Genomic DNA, 20,848 nt, shown 5'->3' with positions numbered 1-20,848 from the left:
ATGAGCCGGCCATCGCATCGCACCCACCACCGCCACGATCTCGACGACCATCCGAATAGGTGAAGCGCCCATGGCGAACGAAGCAAAGCTCCGCGAATACCTCAAGAAAGTCACGACGGATCTCGACGAGGCGTACGGGCGGCTGCGGGACATCGAGGACCGGGCCCGGGAGCCCATCGCCATTGTGGCGATGAGTTGTCGTTTCCCGGGTGATGTGCGGTCGCCGGAGGATCTGTGGCGGTTGCTGGTCTCGGGTGGGGATGCGTTGTCGGGGTTCCCGGTGGACCGGGGTTGGGACGTGGAGGGGCTGTACGATCCGGATCCGGACGCGCAGGGGACGTCGTACACGCGTGAGGGTGGTTTCCTGCGGGAGGCGACGCGTTTCGATCCGGGGTTCTTCGGGATTTCGCCGCGTGAGGCGCTGGCGATGGATCCGCAGCAGCGGCTGCTGCTGGAGACGTCGTGGGAGGCGTTCGAGCGGGCGGGGATCGACCCGGTGACGCTGCGCGGCAGCCAGGCCGGTGTCTTCGTCGGCGTCAACGGCTCCGACTACCTCTCCGCCCTGCTGGAAGCCGACGACGACTTCGCCGGCCACCTGGGGACCGGCAACGCCGCCAGTGTGATGTCCGGACGTATCTCCTACACGTTCGGGCTGGAGGGTCCGGCGGTGACGGTGGACACCGCGTGCTCGGCCTCGCTCGTCGCCCTCCACCTGGCGGTGCAGGCGCTGCGCAACGGCGAGTGCTCCCTCGCGCTCGTCGGCGGCGCCCATGTGATGGCCACGCCCGGCCTGTTCGTGGAGTTCAGCCGGCAGCGCGGACTGTCCGCGGACGGCCGCTGCAAGGCGTTCTCCGCCGACGCCGACGGCTTTGGCCCGGCTGAGGGCGTGGGCATGCTGCTGGTGGAGCGGCTGTCGGACGCCCGGCGCAACGGCCACCCGGTGCTGGCGGTGGTGCGCGGCAGCGCCGTCAACCAGGACGGTGCGAGCAACGGTCTGACCGCGCCCAACGGCCCCTCCCAGCAGCGCGTCATCCGGCAGGCGCTGGCCAATGCCCGGCTGTCGGCCGCGGACGTCGACGCGGTGGAGGCGCACGGCACCGGTACGAGCCTGGGCGACCCGATCGAGGCGCAGGCGCTCCTGGCCACCTACGGCCAGGGGCGGGCGGAGGACCGTCCGCTGCTGCTGGGCTCGGTGAAGTCCAACATCGGGCATACGCAGGCGGCCGCGGGTGTGGCGGGTGTGATGAAGATGGTGCTGGCGATGCGGCACGGTGTGCTCCCGCCGAGCCTGCACATCAGCGAGCCGACCCCGCACGTCGACTGGTCCACCGGAGCCGTCGAGCTGCTCACCCGGCCCACCGACTGGCCGCAGACCGGTCACGCTCGGCGGGCCGGTGTGTCCGCGTTCGGTTTCAGTGGGACGAATGCGCATGTGGTGGTGGAGCAGGCGCCGGTGGAGGAGGGGTTGGAGCCGGGGTCGGGGTCGGGGCCGGGGTCGGTGGGGGAGCCGGGTCTGGTGGCTGGTGGGTGTGTGGTGTGGGCGTTGTCGGGCAGGAGTGCGGCGGCGTTGCGGGAGCAGGCGGGGCGGTTGCTGGCGTGGGTGGACGCGCATGAGGGTGTGCGTCCGGTGGATGTGGGTGTGTCGCTGGCGGTGGGTCGTGCGGGTCTGGAGCATCGTGCGGTGGTGGTGGGTGGTGAGGCTTCGCGGTTGCGTGCGGGGCTTGCTGCCGTGCAGGCGGGTTCGGTGGCGCCGGGTGTGGTGCAGGGGGTGAGCGCGGGGGGTAAGACGGTGTTCGTCTTCCCGGGTCAGGGTTCGCAGTGGGCGGGCATGGCCGCGCAGCTTCTGGATGTGTCGCCGGTGTTCGCTGCCCGGATCGGTGAGTGCGCGGCGGCGCTGGAGTCGTTCACGGACTGGTCGTTGGTGGATGTGCTGCGGCAGGTGCCGGGTGCGCCGTCGCTGGAGCGGGTGGATGTGGTCCAGCCCGCCCTGTTCGCGGTGATGGTCTCCCTGGCGGAGTTGTGGCGGTCGGCGGGTGTGGAGCCCGCTGCCGTGCTCGGCCATTCCCAGGGGGAGATCGCCGCCGCCTGTGTTGCGGGCGTCTTGAGTCTTGGGGATGCGGCGCGGGTGGTGGCGTTGCGCAGCCAGGCGATCGGCCGGGTTTTGGCCGGGCTCGGTGGGATGGTGTCGGTGGCGCTGCCGGTGGCGGCGGTGCGGGAGAGGATCGCCGTCTGGGGTGAGGAGCGGGTGTCGGTGGCGGCGGTGAACGGGCCGTCGTCGGTGGTGGTCTCGGGTGAGCCGCGGGCGCTGGAGGAGCTGCTGGCCGCGTGTGAGGCGGATGGGGTGCGGGCCCGCAGGGTGCCGGTGGACTACGCGTCGCATTCCGCGCAGGTGGAGTTGCTGCGTGAGGAGTTGCTGCGGCTGCTGGACGGTATCGTGCCGCGGCCCGCACGGGTGCCGTTCCTGTCCACGGTGACCGGCCGGTGGGTGGAGGGTCCGGAGCTCGCGGCGGGGTATTGGTTCGACAACCTGCGTCGCACGGTGGAACTCGACGGTGCTGTAAGGGTGCTGGTGGAGCAGGGTTTCGGTGCGTTCGTGGAGTGCAGTGCGCATCCGGTGCTGGCGATGGGGGTGCAGGAGAGCGTCGAGGACGCGGGCCGACAGGCTGCTGTGGTGGGGACGCTGCGCCGGGACGAGGGGGGAGTGGAGCGTTTCCTGGCGTCGTTGGGTGAGGCGTTCGTGCAGGGTGTGTCGGTGGACTGGAAGGCGGTGTTCGCCGGGACCGGTGCCCGCCGGGTCGACCTGCCCACCTACGCCTTCCAACACCAGAACTACTGGCCCGAGCCCGCTGCCCGTGCGGCACTGCCCGCATCGCCGACGGACCGTACGGACGCCGTGTTCTGGGAGGCGGTGGAGCGGGAGGACTGGGAGACGCTGGCTGCCGAGCTGGCGGTCGACGGGGATCAGCGGCTGAGCGAGGTGCTGCCCGCACTGTCGTCCTGGCGGCGGCAGAGCCGTGAGACGTCGACCCTCGACGGGTGGCGGTACCGGGTCACCTGGAAACCACTGCCCGACAGCTCGGCGGTACCGACTCTCTCCGGAACCTGGCTGCTGCTGACGTCCCCGGACAGCCAGGGATCACTGGCGACCGGCACGGCCCAGGCCCTCACCGAACGAGGCGCTGACGTACACCACTTGGTGGTCAAGTCCGCCGACCGGGAAGCACTGGCCGCCCTGCTGCGCGAGGAGCTCGGCGAGGGGGAGCCCGTCAGCGGTGTGCTGTCGCTGCTCGCCCTGGACGCCGGGCAGCCCCTGCACAACTCCCTCGCCCTCGTGCAGGCCCTCGGCGACGCGGAGGTCACGGCACCCCTGTGGTGCGCCACCCGCGGCGCGGTCTCCGTCAGCCCCTCCGAGCGGCTGCAGAACCCGGAGCAGGCGCTGGTCTGGGGCCTGGGCCGGGTGGCATCGATGGAGCACGGTGAGCGGTGGGGCGGTCTGCTCGACCTGCCGTCCGCGGCCGGTGACGAGGGCGAGGCCGATGAACGGTCGCTGAAGCGTCTGGCGGATGTGCTCGCGGCGGCCGGTGACGAGGATCAGCTCGCGCTGCGGCCCGCGGGAGTGTTCGTACGACGGCTGGTGCGGGCCCCGCTGGACCGCACCCCGGCGGTCCGTGACTGGCGGCCCGGGGGGACGGTGCTGGTCACCGGCGGTACCGGCGCGCTGGGCGGGCATGTGGCCCGGTGGCTGGCCCGCAACGGTGCCGGGCATCTGCTGCTCACCAGCCGCAGTGGCCCCGACGCCCCCGGCGCCGGCGAACTGCGTGCGGAACTCACCGCCCTGGGCACGGAAGTGACCGTCGCGGCCTGTGACGTCGCCGACCGCACCGCCCTCGGTGAACTGCTCGCCGCGATACCGGAGGACCGGCCGCTGACGGCCGTGGTGCACACCGCGGCCGTACTCGACGACGGTGTCATCGAGGCACTCACGCCGGACCAGCTGGACCGGGTCCTGCGGGTCAAGGTCGAGGCGACCCGGCATCTGCACGAACTGACCAGGGACCTGGACCTGTCGGCGTTCGTGCTGTTCTCCTCCTTCGCCGCCACCTTCGGCGCCCCCGGCCAGGGCAACCAGGCACCGGGCAACGCCTTCCTGGAGGCAGTGGCCGAGCAGCGGCGGGCGGACGGACTGACGGCCACCACGCTTGCCTGGGGACCGTGGGGCGACGGCAGTGCGGTCGCCGGCCCGGTGGGCGACCGTATGCGCCGGCACGGCATCCTGGAGATGGCGCCCGACCTCGCGGTCACCGCCCTGGGCCACGCCCTCGATCGGGACGAGACGGCACTGACCGTCATCGACATGGAGTGGAAGCGCTTCGCGCTGGCCTTCACCGCGGACCGGTCGCGTCCCCTGCTGGACGACCTGCCGGAGGCTCGGGAAGTCATCGAGAACGCCCAACCCGACCACGCGGACGACCCCACGGGTACGGTTCCGCTCACCAAGCAGCTCGCGGGGCTGTCGGCCACCGAGCAGGAACGCCTGCTGCTGGACCTGGTGCGCGGCGCCGTCGCCGCCGTACTGGGACATGCCGGCATCGACGCGGTGGAGGCCAACCGGGCCTTCAAGGAACTCGGCTTCGACTCGCTCACCGCAGTCGAACTGCGCAACCGGCTCGGCGCCGCGACCGGGCTGAAACTGCCGCCCACCCTGATCTTCGACCACCCGACGCCGTCCGCGGTGGCCGGATACCTGCGCGGCGAGGTGGTGCCGGAGGCGGACGGCGGCACACCGGTGCTGGAAGAGCTCGACCGGCTTGAGTCGCTGCTCGCCGGCGCCAGCCCGGACAGCGTGACCAGGGCCCGTATCACCATGCGTCTGCAGTCGCTGCTGGGGAAGTGGAACGGCACCGACGCGCCGGCCGCCGAGGCCCCGTCCGCGCAGGGCGGTGGCATCAATGACGTGTCACAGCTTGAGGCGGCGAGCGACGAAGAACTCATCGCGTTCATCAACGAGGGCCTCGGCAGGGCGTGACTCGCCTTTCACCAAGTATGGCCCGTGAGCATTGACGGATTTCCTCGGTGTCCGTCAGACTTCTCGGTCGAGAACCGCGGTGAAATTGATCCCGCGGTTCTTTTCCCGACCCTCCCGCGGGCCGGTACCTCATGCCCTCCCCCCTGTTCACCTCCGGTCGCTCAGGGGTGGGTAGGGGGCGGTCAGGGGTTGTCGAGGGCATTTGGGCGACCATAGCCTGCCCACGAGAAGCGGGTTGAATCACTTCTCGGTCCGATTTATTTCTGGTTCCTTTTTCCGATGCCGTCTGCCGTAAATGGGTTGCGTTTAAATGGCGAATGAAGAGACGCTGCGGGACTACCTCAAGCTGGTGACGGCGGATCTGCATCAGACCCGTCAGCGCCTGCGTGAGGCCGAGGCGAAGAACCAGGACCCCATCGCCGTCGTGGCGATGAGCTGCCGCTACCCCGGCGGGGTCACCTCTCCCGAGGACCTGTGGCAGCTGGTGACCGAAGAAGTGGACGTCGTCACGGAGTTTCCCGCCGACCGCGGCTGGGACCTCGACACCGTCTACCACCCCGATCCCGAGCACCCGGGCACCAGCTACGTCAAGCAGGGCGGGTTCGTCCGCGACATCGCCGGGTTCGACCCCAGTCCCTTCGGCATCAGTCCGCGTGAGGCGCTGTCCATGGACCCCCAGCAGCGGCTGCTGCTGGAGACGTCGTGGGAGGCGTTCGAACGCGCCGGCATCGACCCGACGACCCTGCGCGGCAAGCAGGTCGGCGTGTTCGTCGGCACCAGCAGCCACGACTACCTGACCGCGCTGCTGAGCTCGTCCGAGGATCTCGAGGGCTACCTGGGTACCGGCAACGCCGCCAGCGTCGCCTCCGGCCGGCTGTCGTACGCCTTCGGGCTCGAGGGGCCGGCCCTCACCGTCGACACCGCCTGCTCCTCGTCGCTGGTCGCCCTGCACCTGGCCGTCCAGGCGCTGCGCAACGGCGAGTGCTCGATGGCGCTGGCCGGCGGCGCGACCCTGATGTCGGCGCCGGGCACCTTCATCGACTACAGCAAGCAGCGTGGCCTGGCCATGGACGGCCGCTGCAAGGCCTTCTCCTCCGCAGCCGACGGCTTCTGCCTCGCCGAGGGCGTGGGCATCCTGCTGGTCGAACGGCTCTCCGACGCCCGCCGCAAGGGGCATCCGGTGCTGGCCGTGGTTCGCGGCACCGCTGTCAACCAGGACGGTGCCAGCAACGGGCTTACGGCACCCAACGGTCCGTCCCAGCAGCGGGTCATCCTGCAGGCCCTGGCCAACGCACGGCTCACCCCGCAGGAGGTCGACGCCGTCGAGGCGCACGGCACCGGCACCGCACTCGGCGACCCGATCGAGGCCCAGGCCCTGATTGCCACCTACGGCCAGGACCGGCCGCAGGACCAGCCGCTCTGGCTCGGCTCACTGAAGACCAACATCGGGCACGCGCAGGCCGCCGCCGGCGTCGCCGGTGTCATCAAGTCGGTCATGGCACTGCGCAACGGCGTGCTGCCCAGGACGCTCCACCTGAACGAGCCGACGCCGCACGTCGACTGGTCCGCGGGCGAGGTGTCGCTGCTGTCCGAGGCGCGGGAGTGGCCGCGCACCGACCGCCCGCGGCGCATCGGCGTCTCGTCGTTCGGCATGAGCGGCACCAACGCCCACACCATTCTGGAAGAGGCCGAGGAGACCACCGGGACCGCGGCGCCGGCCGCCGATGGGGCGGGGCGCCTGCCGCACGTACCGGTGGTGCTGTCCGGCAAGGACGAGGCGGCGCTGCGCGCTCAGGCCGGCCGGCTCCGCGCTCACCTGGCAACCCGGCCGGAAGTGCCTCTCACCGACATCGCCTACTCCCAGGCCGTCAGCCGCCCCGCGCTCGACCGCCGGGCCGTGCTCGTCGCGAGCGACCGCGAGGAACTGCTGACCGGTCTCGCCGCGCTGGCCGCCGGAGAGATGACGAGCGCATCGGAAGCGGCCACCGAGGGCAAGGTGGCGTTCCTGTTCTCGGGTCAGGGCAGCCAGCGCGCGGGCATGGGCCGTGAGCTGTACGAGACGTATCCGGCGTTCGCCGAGGCTCTGGACGAGGTTCTCGCGCGGTTCGAACTGCCGCTGCGCGAGGCGATGTTCGGCGACGAGTCCGGAACCCTGGACCAGACGGCTTACACGCAGCCCGCCCTGTTCGCGGTGGAGGTGGCGCTGTTCCGGCTGCTCGAATCGTGGGGCATCAGGCCGGACTTCGTCTCCGGTCATTCGATCGGTGAGATCGCGGCGGCGCATTGTGCGGGTGTGCTGTCGCTGGAGGACGCGTGCACGCTGGTCGCCGCGCGTGGCCGTTTGATGCAGGAGCTGCCGTCCGGTGGTGCGATGGTGGCGGTGCAGGCGAGCGAGGACGAGGTCACCCCGTACCTGACCGACCGGGTGAGCATCGCGGCCGTCAACGGCCCGGCCTCCGTGGTGGTCGCCGGTGACGAGGACGTCGTACTGGAGATCGCCGCCCGCTTCGAGGAGCAGGGCCGCAAGACGAGGCGCCTGACGGTCAGCCATGCGTTCCACTCGCCGCACATGGACGGGATGCTGGAGGCGTTCCGCCGGGTTGCCGAGGGCCTGTCGTACGAGGCCCCGCACATCCCGCTCGTCTCCAACCTCACGGGCACGATCGTGGCCCGCGACGAGGTGTGCTCGCCGGAGTTCTGGGTGCGGCACGTGCGCGAGGCGGTCCGCTTCCTCGACGGCATGCGGTACCTGGAAGGGCAGGACGTCACCGTCTACCTGGAGCTCGGGCCGGGCGGTGTGCTGACCGCCATGGCACAGGACTGCGTGACGCGCGAGGGCGCCGCCTTCGCCCCCACCCTGCGCAAGGACCGCCCCGAGCCGCAGGCGGTGGCGACCGCCGCCGCACGGCTGCACGCCCGCGGTGTCGCGGTCGACTGGGAGGCCTTCTTCTCCGGCACCGGTGCCCGGCGCGTCGACCTGCCCACGTATGCCTTCCGGCGTCAGGTGTACTGGCCACGTGACCCGTTCTCCCAGCCGGAGGCCCTCTCCGCCGAGGCCCTCGACGCGGTGAGCGCGCGGTTCTGGGAGGTCGTGGACAGCGAGGACCTCGCGGCGCTCACGCAAACCCTCGGGGTCGACGCCGGCCAGCCGCTCAGCGACGTCCTGCCCGTGCTGTCCGCCTGGCACCGGCGCAACCGCGACCGCAACACGGTCGACAGCTGGCGCTACCGCGTGACCTGGCAGCCCTTGACACAGACCGTGCACCGGCCGCTGACCGGCACCTGGCTGCTGGTCACGCCCGCCGGGCTCGCCGACGACGCCTGGGTGAGCGCGGCCGGACGCATGCTCGCCGACAGCGGTGTGACCGTACGGCACTGCGCGCTCGACACCGCGGCCGACGACCGTTCGGCGATCGCCGAGCGGATCCGCGCCGCACTCGACGGCCCCACCGCGGACGTCAGCGGCGTGCTGTCCCTGCTCGCTTTCGACGAGCGGCCGCACGCCGCCCACGAGGCGGTGCCGGCGGGCCTGGCGGCGACCACCGCGCTCGTACAGGCCCTCGGCGACGCGGGCGTCGAGGGGCCGCTGTGGTGTGTCACCCGGACAGCGGTCAGCGTGGGCCGCTCCGACCTGCTGCGCAGCCCGGGCCAGGCACACGTGTGGGGGCTGGGCCGGTCGGCCGCCCAGGAGTACCCGGAGCGGTGGGGCGGACTGATCGACCTGCCGGAGACGCCCGACGAGCGCGCGCTCGCCCGGCTCGCCGACATCCTCGGTGGCATGGGCACCCCGGCGAACCCGGGCGGCTTCGGCGACGAGGACCAGCTCGCCGTACGCTCTCAGGGCATCTTCGTACGACGCCTCGCCCGCGCCGGGCAGACGGACCCGACCGACACGACGGCGCACCCCTGGCCCCGCACCGGAACCACCCTGATCACCGGCGGGACCGGCGCGCTCGGCGCCCGGGTCGCCCGCCGGCTGGCCCGCGACGGCGCCGCACACCTGTTGCTGGTCGGCCGCCGCGGCGCGGACGCTCCCGGTGCCGCCGAACTGCGTGCCGAACTCACCGCACTGGGTGCCGAGGTGACCGTCGCGGCCTGCGACGTCGCCGACCGCGCCGCCCTGGCACGGCTGCTGGCCACGGTTCCCGAGCGGCACCCGCTGACCGCCGTCGTACACGCCGCAGGTGTGCTCGACGACGGAGTGCTGGACGCCCAGAGCCCGCAGCGGCTCGCCACCGTCCTGCGGCCCAAGTCGGCCGCCGCGACGGTGCTGCACGAGTTGACCCGCGACCTCGACCTGTCCGCGTTCGTGCTCTTCTCCTCGTTCGCGGGCACCTTCGGCGGTGCCGGCCAGGGCAACTACGCCGCGGCCAACGCCTGCCTCGACGCGCTGGCGGAACACCGCAGGGCCCAGGGCCTGCCCGCCACCGTGCTCGCCTGGGGCGCCTGGGCCGAGGCCGGCATGGCCACCGACCAGGTGGTGTCCCAGCGGCTCCGCCAGGCCGGGCTGGCACCGATGGACCCCGAGCTGGCACTCACCGCACTGGACAAGGCGCTCGCGCTCGACGAGACGTTCTCGCTCGTCGCCGACATCGACTGGGCGCGGCTCGCACCCGGACTCACCGCCGTGCGCCCCAACCCGTTCATCACCGGCCTGCCCGAGGCACGGCGCGCCCTGGAAGGTGTCGTCGGCACCGACGGCGCCTCGGGTGACCCGTCGTCCTTCCGGCGCCGCCTCACGGACGCACCGGAAGGCGAACGGGAGCGGCTCGTCCTGGACTTCGTCCGCACCCAGGTCGCGGCCGTCCTCAACCACCCCGGGCCGGAAGCCGTCGAGCCCGGACGCGCCTTCCGCGACCTCGGCTTCGACTCGCTGACCGCCGTCGAGATCCGCAACCTGCTTGGGTCGCTCACCGGGCTGCGGCTGCCCGCGACCCTCGTGTTCGACCACCCCAACGCGCTCGCCCTGGCCGACTTCCTGCGCGGCGCCCTGCTCGGCGCGCCTGCCCCGGACACCACGGGACCGGCCCGCCGCACCTCCGCCGACGACGCCGACGACCCCATCGCCATCGTGGCGATGAGCTGCCGCTTCCCCGGCGGAGTGCGCGCCCCCGAAGACCTGTGGGAACTGCTGGCGGCCGGGCAGGACGCGATCACCGGCTTCCCGGCCGACCGCGGCTGGGACGTCGACGCCCTCCACGACCCGGAGGGCCGGGGCGAGAACACCACCTACGTACGCGACGGCGGATTCCTCGCCGGCGCCGCCGAGTTCGACCCGGCGTTCTTCGGCATCTCGCCGCGTGAGGCGCTGGCGATGGACCCGCAGCAGCGGCTGCTGCTGGAGACCTCCTGGGAGGCGTTCGAGCGGGCCGGGATCGACCCGACGACGCTGCGCCGAGAGCGCGTCGGCGTCTTCGCCGGCACCAACGGGCAGGACTACCTGTCCCTGATGCTGGCCGCCCCGGAGGGCGTCGAGGGCTTCCTCGGCACCGGCAACGCCGCCAGCGTCCTGTCCGGCCGTGTCTCCTACGTCCTCGGCCTCGAAGGCCCCGCGGTCACCGTCGACACGGCATGCTCCTCCTCGCTCGTCGCGCTGCACTGGGCGATCCAGGCGCTGCGCGCCGGGGAGTGCACCATGGCGCTGGCCGGCGGTGTCACGGTGATGTCCACTCCCGCGTCATTCGTCGACTTCAGCCGGCAGCGCGGCCTGGCCGCCGACGGACGCATCAAGGCGTTCGCCGCGGCCGCGGACGGCACCGGCTGGGGCGAGGGGGTGGGCGTGCTGCTCGTCGAGCGGCTGTCCGACGCCCGCCGCAACGGCCACCCCGTCCTCGCCCTGGTCCGCGGCAGCGCCATCAACCAGGACGGCGCCAGCAACGGCCTGACCGCGCCCAACGGCCCCTCCCAGCAGCGCGTCATCCGGCAGGCGCTGGCGAGTGCCGGGCTGTCCGCCGCCGACGTCGACGCGGTGGAGGCGCACGGTACGGGTACGACGCTCGGCGACCCGATCGAGGCGCAGGCGCTGCTCGCCACCTATGGGCAGGAGCGCCCGGAGGGACGGCCGTTGTGGCTGGGCTCCGTCAAGTCCAATCTGGGCCACACCCAGGCCGCGGCCGGCGTGGCCGGGATCATCAAGATGGTCATGGCGATGCGGCACGGCATCCTGCCGCCGACCCTGCACGTGGACGAGCCGACCCCGCACGTCGACTGGGCGAGCGGCGCGGTCGCCCTCCTCACGGACTCCCAGGAGTGGACGCCGGTCGAGGGCCGTCCCCGGCGGGCCGGTATCTCCTCGTTCGGCATCAGCGGCACCAACGCGCACACCATCCTCGAGCAGGCCCCCGAGGCCGCCGCGGACGAGAACGCGGTCCGCCCGGCACGACCGGCCGCGGCGGCCCCGCTGCTGCTCTCCGCGAAGACCGCGGACGGCCTGCGCGACCAGGCCGGACGCCTGCGCTCCCACCTGTCCCGCCACCCCTCGCTCGACCTCGCGGACGTGGCGTTCTCGCTCGCCACCGGACGCTCCCACTTCGAGCGCCGCGCCGCACTGATCACCGCTGACCGCGACAGGCTCCTGGCGGAGCTGGAGACCCTGGCTCAGGGACAGGCCACTGCCGCACTGGTCGAGGGCACCCCCGTCGCCGGGAAGCCGGCGTTCCTGTTCACCGGGCAGGGCAGCCAGCGGCCGGGGATGGGCCGGGAGCTGTACGAGGCGTACCCGGTCTTCGCGGAGGCACTGGACGGCGCCTGCGCCTACCTCGACCGAGACCTGCAACGGCCGCTCCTGGACGTCATGTTCGGCGACGGCACCGAGCTGCTCGACCGGACGGCGTACACCCAGCCCGCGTTGTTCGCGGTGGAGGTGGCGCTGTTCCGGCTCCTCGAATCGTGGGGCGTCAGGCCGGACTTCGTCTCCGGTCATTCGATCGGTGAGATCGCGGCGGCGCATTGTGCGGGTGTGCTGTCGCTGGAGGACGCGTGCACGCTGGTCGCCGCGCGGGGCCGGCTGATGCAGGAGCTGCCGTCCGGTGGTGCGATGGTGGCGGTGCAGGCGACCGAGGACGAGGTCACCCCGTACCTGTCGGACGCGGTGAGCATCGCCGCGGTCAACGGTCCGGCCTCCGTGGTCGTGGCCGGTGACGAGGACGCCGTACTGGACATTGCCGCTTCCTTCGAGGCGCAGGGGCGGAAGATCAAGCGCCTGGCGGTCAGCCATGCGTTCCACTCGCCGCACATGGACGGCATGCTGGAGGCCTTCCGGGAGGTCGCCGACGGTCTGTCGTACGAGGCCCCGCGCATCCCGCTCGTCTCCAATCTCAGCGGCGCCCTCGCGACCCCGGACGAGATCACCAACCCTGACTTCTGGGTCCGTCACGTCCGTGAGGCGGTCCGCTTCCACGACGGCATCCGCGCCCTGGAAGCCCAGAACGTCAGCACGTTCATCGAGCTGGGCCCGGACGGTGTGCTCTCGGCGATGGGCCAGGACTGCGTCACCGGCGAGGACCATGCGTTCGTACCGGTGCTCCGCGCTGGCCGTCCGGAGCCGGAAACCCTGACCACGGCCCTCGCGCACGCCCACACCCGGGGCATCGCGGTGGACTGGCAGGCGTACTACGCCGGCGCCGGCGCCCGACGCGTCGACCTGCCCACCTACGCCTTCCAGCACCGGCGCTACTGGCCCCAGTTGCCCCCCTACCTGGCGGGTGACGTCGCCGCCATCGGACTGGAGGAGACGGGACATCCCCTGCTGGGTGCCTGCGCGGAGCTGCCCGACTCGGACGGGCTGCTGCTCACCGGGCGGCTGTCGCTGCACAGCCACCCGTGGCTCGCGGACCACGCGGTCGGCGGTTCGGTCCTGCTGCCCGGCACCGCCTTCCTGGAGCTGGCGCTGCACGCGGGCGACCAGGCCGGCTGCGACTACCTGGAGGAGCTGACGCTGGAGGCGCCGCTGATCCTGCCGGAACACGGCGGGCTTCAGCTGCGGCTGGTTGTCGGCGCGGCCGACAGCGCGGGGCGCCGGCCGCTCGCCCTGCACTCACGGACCGAGGACGCGCCCGCCGAGGAGCCGTGGACCCGGCACGCCGGCGGTGTGCTGGCTTCGGGCGGCCGGCCGGCGGCCTCCTTCGACCTGGCTGTGTGGCCGCCCGCCGGTGCCACCGAGGTGGACGTCGAGGGCCGCTACGAGCAGCTCGGCGCCATCGGCTTCGCCTACGGGCCCGCCTTCCAGGGGCTGCGCAGGGTCTGGCGGCGGGACGGCGAGCTCTTCGCCGAGGTGAGTCTGGCGGGCGACGCCGAGGCGGAGGCGGGCCGGTTCGGCCTGCACCCCGCGCTGCTCGACTCCGCCCTGCACGCCATCGGACTCGACGGACTGGGCGCCTCCGACGGACGGGGCAGGCTGCCGTTCGCATGGACGGGAGTGTCGCTGCACGCCGGCGGCGCCGCCGCGGTCCGCGTCCGGCTCGTCGCGGCGGGCGCCGAGGCGGTCCGGCTGGAGATCGCCGACGTGACCGGCGCGCCCGTCGCCGCCGTCGAGGCACTCGGGCTCCGTCCGGTCTCGGACGATGCGCTCCGCCAGGCCCGCGGCACCTACCACGAGGCGCTGTTCCGGCAGGAGTGGACCCCGCTGCCCGCCGCGCCGACGACCGCGGGCGACACCGCCGGACGGTGGGCGGTGCTCGGCACGGACGGCGAGGCGGCCGGACGAGTACCGGGCGGTCTCCGCGCCGACGCGTACCCGGACCTGGCCGCGCTGACGGCCGCCGTGGACGCCGGCGCCCAGGTCCCGGACGTGGTCCTGCTGCCCTGCTCGCCGGCCGGCGACCCGACCGAGGACGGGGTGCGCCGGGCCGCGGTCGCGGCCCTCGACGCCGCCCAGGCCTGGCTCGCGGACGAGCGGTTTGCCGCGTCCCGGCTCGTCTTCGTCACACGTGGGACGGTGGCCGCCGAGCCCGGCGAGACGGTGGACGACCCGGCGCACGCCGCGCTGTGGGGTCTGATCCGCTCCGCGCAGACCGAGAACCCGGACCGGTTCGTCCTGCTCGACACGGACGACGAAGACGGCTCGTGGCAGACCCTGCCGGCGGCGCTGGAGTGCGGTGAGCCGCAACTGGCGGTCCGCCGGGGCACCGTACGGGCGCTGCGGCTGGCCCGGGCCGCCGTCGGGGCCGAGCCGCAGACGCGGCCGTACGACCCCGCGGGCACCGTGCTGATCACCGGCGCCACCGGAGCCCTGGGACGACTGATGGCCCGTCACCTGGTGGCCGAGGCGAGCGTACGGAGGCTGCTGCTGGTCGGCCGGCGCGGCGACGCGGCCGAGGGGGCGGCGGAACTCGCCGCCGAACTCGGCGCGCTCGGTGCCCAGGTCACCTGGGCCGCCTGCGACGTCGCGGACCGCGAGGCACTCGAGGCGGTGCTCGCCGCCGTGCCCGCCGAGCATCCGCTGACCGCCGTCGTGCACGCCGCCGGTGTGCTCGACGACGGCGTCATCGGGTCCCTGACCGGGCAGCGGTTGGAGGAGGTGCTGCGTCCGAAGGCGTATGCGGCGCTGCATCTGCACGAGTTGACCCGCGACCTCGACCTGTCCGCCTTCGTCCTGTTCTCGTCGTCGTCCGGCGTCTTCGGCGGCCCGGGTCAGGGCAACTACGCGGCGGCCAACGCCTTCCTCGACGCACTCGCCCGGCACCGCGCGGACCAGGGACTGCCCGCCACCTCGCTGGCCTGGGGCCTGTGGGCGGTCGCGGACGGCATGGCCGGCGGCCTGGACGAGACCGACGTCGCCCGGATGCGGCGCGCGGGCCTGCCGCCGCTGACCGTCGAGGACGGGCTGGCGCTGTTCGACACCGCCCGGACGCTCGGCGAGCCGGCCCTGGTGCCGATGCGGGTGGACCCCGCTGCCCTGCGCGCCCAGGCGGCCACCGGCACCCTGGCGCCGCTGCTGCGCGGCCTGGTCCGCACCCCCGTGCGCCGGGTGGCCGAGGCGGCCGCCGCCGGTGCCGAAGAGGCCCTGGCCGAGCGGCTTTCCGGGCGCCCAGCCGAAGAGCAGGACCGGACGCTGCTCGCCCTGGTCTGCGCCCAGGTGGCCGCCGTACTCGGCCACGCGGGCCCGGAGGCCGTCGAGTCGGGCCGGGCCTTCAAGGAGCTCGGCTTCGACTCGCTCACCGCGGTCGAGCTGCGCAACCGGCTGAACGCGGCGACCGGGCTGCGCCTGCCCGCCACGCTGATCTTCGACTACCCCGATCCGACCGTGCTCGCCCGCCATCTGCGCTCCGAGCTGACCGGCACCGCGAACTCCGCCGTCGTCCCGGCGCCCGTTGCCGCGGCGGGCCACGACGAGCCCGTCGCCATCGTTGCGATGAGCTGCCGCTATCCGGGCGGTGTGCGCACCCCCGAGGACCTGTGGGGGCTGCTCGCCGCGGGCGCTGACGGCGTCTCGGCCTTCCCAGCCGACCGCGGCTGGGACCTCGACGCCCTCTACCACCCGGACCCGGACCACCAGGGCACCTCGTACGCCCGGGAAGGCGGGTTCCTCCACGACGCCGCGGAGTTCGACCCGGCGTTCTTCGGGATCAACCCGCGCGAGGCGCTGGCCATGGACCCGCAGCAGCGGCTGCTGCTGGAGACCTCCTGGGAGGCCTTCGAGCGGGCCGGGATCGACCCGCTGTCCCTGCGCGGCAGCAGGACCGGGGTGTTCGCCGGCGTGATGTACCACGACTACGGAGCCCGGCTGCACGCCGTCCCCGACGAGGTGGAGGGCTATCTGGGCACCGGCAGCTCCAGCAGCGTGGTGTCGGGCCGTGTGGCCTACACCTTCGGCCTGGAAGGGCCGGCGGTCACCGTCGACACGGCCTGTTCCTCGTCCCTGGTGGCCCTGCACCTGGCCGCGCAGGCGCTGCGCAACGGGGAGTGTTCGCTGGCCCTGGCCGGCGGTGTCACCGTGATGTTCACACCGGGCACGTTCATCGAGTTCAGCCGGCAGCGGGGGCTCGCCGCCGACGGCCGCTGCAAGTCCTTCGCGGCCGCCGCCGACGGCACGGGCTGGGGCGAGGGCGCCGGCATGCTGCTCCTGGAGCGGCTCTCCGACGCCCGCCGCAACGGCCATCGGGTGCTGGCGCTCGTCGCCGGCAGCGCCGTCAACCAGGACGGTGCGAGCAACGGCCTGACCGCCCCCAACGGCCCCTCGCAGCAGCGGGTCATCCGCCAGGCCCTCGCCAACGCGCGCGTCTCCTCCTCGCAGGTCGACGTGGTCGAGGCCCACGGCACCGGAACGACGCTGGGCGACCCGATCGAGGCGCAGGCGGTCATCGCGACCTACGGCCAGGGACGGCCCGCGGGCCGCCCGCTGTGGCTGGGGTCGATCAAGTCGAACATCGGCCACACGCAGGCCGCCGCAGGCGTCGCGGGCATCATCAAGATGGTGCTGGCGATGCGGCACGGCATGCTGCCGCCGACCCTGAACGTGGACGAGCCGACCCCGCACGTCGACTGGGCGGCGGGCTCGGTGGAACTGCTCACCGAGGGCCGCGCCTGGCCGGCCGGGTCCGGACCGCGCCGGGCGGGCGTGTCGTCCTTCGGGATCAGCGGCACCAACGCACACGTCATCCTCGAGCAGGCTCCCGCCACCACGGAGCCGACGGGCACCGCGCCGGACACCGGGTTGCCGGTCGTCCCGCTGCTGCTGTCCGCACGGGGCACGGACGCCCTGCAGGCCCAGGCGTACCGGCTGCGCTCCCACCTGCTCGCCCACCCCGACGGCAGCCTCACCGACCTCGGCTTCTCCCTGGCCACGACCCGTGCCGCCCTCGACGACCGGGCGGCCCTGCTCGCCGCCGACCGCGACCAGGCGCTGCGCGGCCTGGAGGCGCTGGCGCGCGGCGAGGCGCAGGGTACGGCGCTGCGCGGCACGGCCACGGACGGCACGACCGCCTTCCTCTTCACCGGGCAGGGCAGCCAGCGTGCCGGCATGGGCCGCGAACTGTACGCCGCGTACCCGGCGTTCGCGCAGGCCCTGGACGCGGTCTGCGCCGAGTTCGACCGCCACCTGGACGAACCGCTCAAGGACGTGCTCTTCGCGGCGGACGGCGAACTGCTGGACCGTACCGACTACACCCAGCCCGCCCTGTTCGCCCTCGAGGTCGCGCTGTTCCGGCTGGTCGAGGCATGGGGCGTACGTCCCGACGTGCTGTGCGGTCATTCCGTCGGCGAGCTGGCCGCCGCGCACTGTGCCGGTGTGCTGTCGCTCGCGGACGCCTGCACCCTGGTGGCCGCCCGCGGCCGGCTGATGCGGGACCTTCCGGAGCGTGGCGCGATGGTGGCGATCCAGGCCACGCAGGAGGAGATCACCCTTCCCGACGGTGTCGCCGTCGCGGCAGTCAACGGACCGCAGTCCGTGGTGATCTCCGGCGACGAGGACGCGGTACTGGACATCGCGGCCGCCTTCGCGGTGCGGGGACGCAAGACGCGCCGGCTGACCGTCAGCCACGCCTTCCACTCCCCGCACATGGACGGCATGCTGGCCGACTTCAGGAAGGTCGCCGAGGGCCTCACCTGCCACGCGCCGCGCATCCCGGTCGTCTCCTGCCTCACCGGTGCCCCCCTGACCGGGACGGACGTGACGCTGCCCGACTTCTGGGTGCGGCACGTGCGCGACACCGTCCGCTTCGCCGACGGCGTACGCGCGCTCGAGGAGCAGGGTGTCACCACCTACGTGGAGCTCGGACCCGACGCGGTGCTCTCCGCGCTGGCACAGGAGAGCGTCACCGACGGCGCGTTCCTGCCCCTGCTGCGCGGCGGCCGGGCGGAAGCCGAGTCGGTGACGACGGCGCTCGCCGGGCTGCACGTGCGCGGCACGGCGGTGGACTGGACGGCGTTCTTCGCGGCCACCGGCGCGCGCGGCGTCGAGCTGCCGACCTACCCCTTCCAGCGGCAGCGCTACTGGCTCGACGTCGGTTTCTCCGCCGAGGACGTGATGGCGGCCGGCCTCGACGCGGCGGACCACCCCCTGCTGGGCGCGACGGTCGAACTGCCCGAGTCCGGCGGCCTCGTCCTCACCGGCCGACTGTCCCTGCAGACCCAGCAGTGGCTCGCCGACCACACCGTCATGGACACCGTGCTGCTGCCCGGCACCGCCTTCGTCGAACTCGCGCTGCGCGCCGCCGCACAGAGCGGCTGCGACACCGTCGAGGAACTCACCCTCGAAACACCTCTGGTCCTGCCCGACCACGGCGGACTCCACCTGCGTCTGACCGTCGGACCGGCGGACGACTCGGGCCGGCGCACCCTCGCCGTGCACTCCCGCCCCGAGGACGCGGCCGACGCACAGCCGTGGCTGCGGCACGCGGCCGGCCTGCTGGCCACCGCGCCCGCAGGCGAACCGTTCGACCTGGCCGTCTGGCCGCCCGAGGGCGCCGTCGAGGTCCGCACCGACGGCCTGTACGAGGCCGCCGCCGCGTCCGGACTCGGCTACGGCCCCGTCTTCCAGGGCCTGCGAGCCGTATGGCGGCGCGGCGACGACCTGTTCGCCGAGATCGGGCCGCCCGACGGCCCCGGAATCGACGCGACCGCCTTCGGGCTGCACCCGGCACTGCTCGACTCCGCCCTGCACGGCATCGGACTGGGCGGACGCCTCCCGGACCAGGACGGCACCGCGGGCGGCCCCCGCCTGCCGTTCGCCTGGACCGGTGTCCGGCTGCACGCCGCCGGCGCCGACTCGCTGCGGGTGCGTCTCGCCCCGGGCGCCTCCGGCGGTGTCGCGCTGCAGGTCGCCGACGCGACCGGACTCCCGGTCGCCTCCGTCGACGAGCTGATCCTGCGCCCCGTGAACGCCGGACAGCTCGCCGCGTCCCGCGGCGCCGGCCACGACTCGCTGTTCCGGGTCGAGTGGACCCCGGTACCGGTGCCGGCCGAGGGCATTCCGGCCGGCGAACGCTGGGCCGTGCTGGGCCGCCCCGAGGACGCGGACACCCTCTGCGGCGAACGACTCGTCCACTACCCCGACCTGCCCGCGCTCGCCGCCGCCGACGACGTACCCGATGTGGTGCTCGTCCCGCTGCCCGCCGGCGACGGGACCGGGAACGGGACCGGCGGTACCGCCGAGGCCGCAAGGGCCGCCACCCGCGAGGCCCTGCGGACGGTTCAGACCTGGCTGGCCGACGCCCGCCTCGGCCGGGCACACCTGGTGTTCGTCACCACCGGTGCGACCGGAACCCGGCCGACGGAGGACGTGACCGACCTCGTCCATGCACCGGTGTGGGGTCTGGTCCGCGCCGCGCAGTCGGAGAACCCCGGCCGGTTCACGCTGCTCGACACCGACGGCACCGACGCCTCACGCCGGGTGCTGGCCGCCGCCCTGGCCTCGGGCGAACCCCAACTCGCCCTGCGCTCCGGCACCGCGCACGCCTGCCGCCTGGCCCGCGCCGCGGTGACCGCGGAGACCGCCGCCGCTGAACTCGACCCGTCCGGCACCGTCCTCATCACCGGGGCCGGCACCCTCGGCCGGCTGGTCGCCCGGCACCTGGTGGCCGAACGCGGCGTACGACACCTGCTGCTGGCCAGCCGTCGCGGCGAGGCCACCGAAGGCGCCGCGGAACTCACCTCCGAACTGGCGGCGTCGGGCGCCCGCGTCACGTGGGCCGCGTGCGACGCCGCGGACCGGGAGGCGCTGGCCGGGCTGCTCGCGGCGATACCGGGCGAACACCCGCTGACCGCGGTGGTCCACACTGCCGGTGTCCTCGACGACGGGGTCCTCGACTCCCTCACCGAGGACCGCATCGACCGGGTACTGCGTCCCAAGACCGACGCGGCATGGAACCTGCACGAACTCACCCGCGACCTGGACCTGACCGCGTTCGTCCTCTTCTCCTCCGTCGCCGGCCTGTTCGGCGCCGCCGGGCAGGGCAACTACGCGGCGGCGAACACCTTCCTCGACGCGCTCGCCCAGCACCGCGTGGCCCAGGGCCTGCCGGCCACCTCGCTCGCCTGGGGCGTGTGGGCCACCGACGACGGCATGGCGGGCGCCCTGACGGAGGCCGATCTGACCAGGATGGCTCGCGCCGGCGTCGCGCCACTGGCCGTGGCCGAGGGCCTCGCCCTGTTCGACGCGGCCGGCACGCGTCCGGACCCGCTGCTCGTGCCGATGCGCACCGACGCCGCCGGACTGCGCGCCCAGGCCGCCGCAGGCACCCTGTCTCCGCTGCTGCGCGGACTCGTCCGCACCCCGGCGGCGCGCGCCGCCGCCGGCCCGGGCACGGTCGGCGCACCCACGGCGGCCTCCCTGGAGCAGCGCCTGGCCGGACTGACGGGCACCGAACGCGAACGCCTGCTGCTCGACGTGGTGCGCGCCCAGGTCGCCGCCGTGCTCGGCCACGCCGGGCCGGACGCGGTCGACCCGGGCCGCGGCTTCCTCGACCTGGGCTTCGACTCGCTCACCGCCGTCGACCTGCGCAACCGACTCGGCGCGGCCGCCGGCATCCGCCTGCCCGTCACGCTGATCTTCGACTATCCGACCCCCACGGCGCTCGCCGGTCACCTCAGCGCAGAGCTGGGCGACGGCGCCGCCCCGGCCGCCCACGGCGTGCACGCCGAACTCGACAGGCTCGAGGCGATCCTCTCCGCGGTCGGCCCCGACGACGTCGAACGACCCGGCATCGACGCCCGCCTGCGAGAGCTCCTGTCCAAGTGGAACGACACGCACAGTGCAACCGACGGCACCCGAAGCGGCGACATCGACTCCGCCACCGCGGACGAGATCTTCGACCTGCTCGACGACGAGCTCGGCCTTTCCTGACCCACGCGCACCGAGCCCGCGCTTTCCGGCTCGCACACATC

Annotated in this window: 2 protein-coding genes; both read left to right on the top strand. The window is 73.5% G+C overall.

The window, feature by feature from the left end; all coding sequences use genetic code 11:
* The first annotated feature begins 70 nt into the window (after nt 1–70).
* The gene (locus tag ACWCQS_RS41055; protein ID WP_451009233.1) at nt 71–5,026 is read left to right on the top strand and encodes a type I polyketide synthase; all 4,956 of its coding nucleotides are present in this window, start codon (nt 71–73) and stop codon (nt 5,024–5,026) included.
* A 310-nt stretch (nt 5,027–5,336) separates the two neighbouring features.
* The gene (locus tag ACWCQS_RS41050) at nt 5,337–20,807 is read left to right on the top strand and encodes a type I polyketide synthase (protein WP_451009232.1); all 15,471 of its coding nucleotides are present in this window, start codon (nt 5,337–5,339) and stop codon (nt 20,805–20,807) included.
* The last annotated feature ends 41 nt before the right edge of the window (nt 20,808–20,848 follow it).

The organism is Streptomyces sp. NPDC002076 (assembly GCF_053593835.1).
Note: the sequence above shows the minus strand (reverse complement) of the source record. Positions and strands in the feature narration are given on the sequence as shown.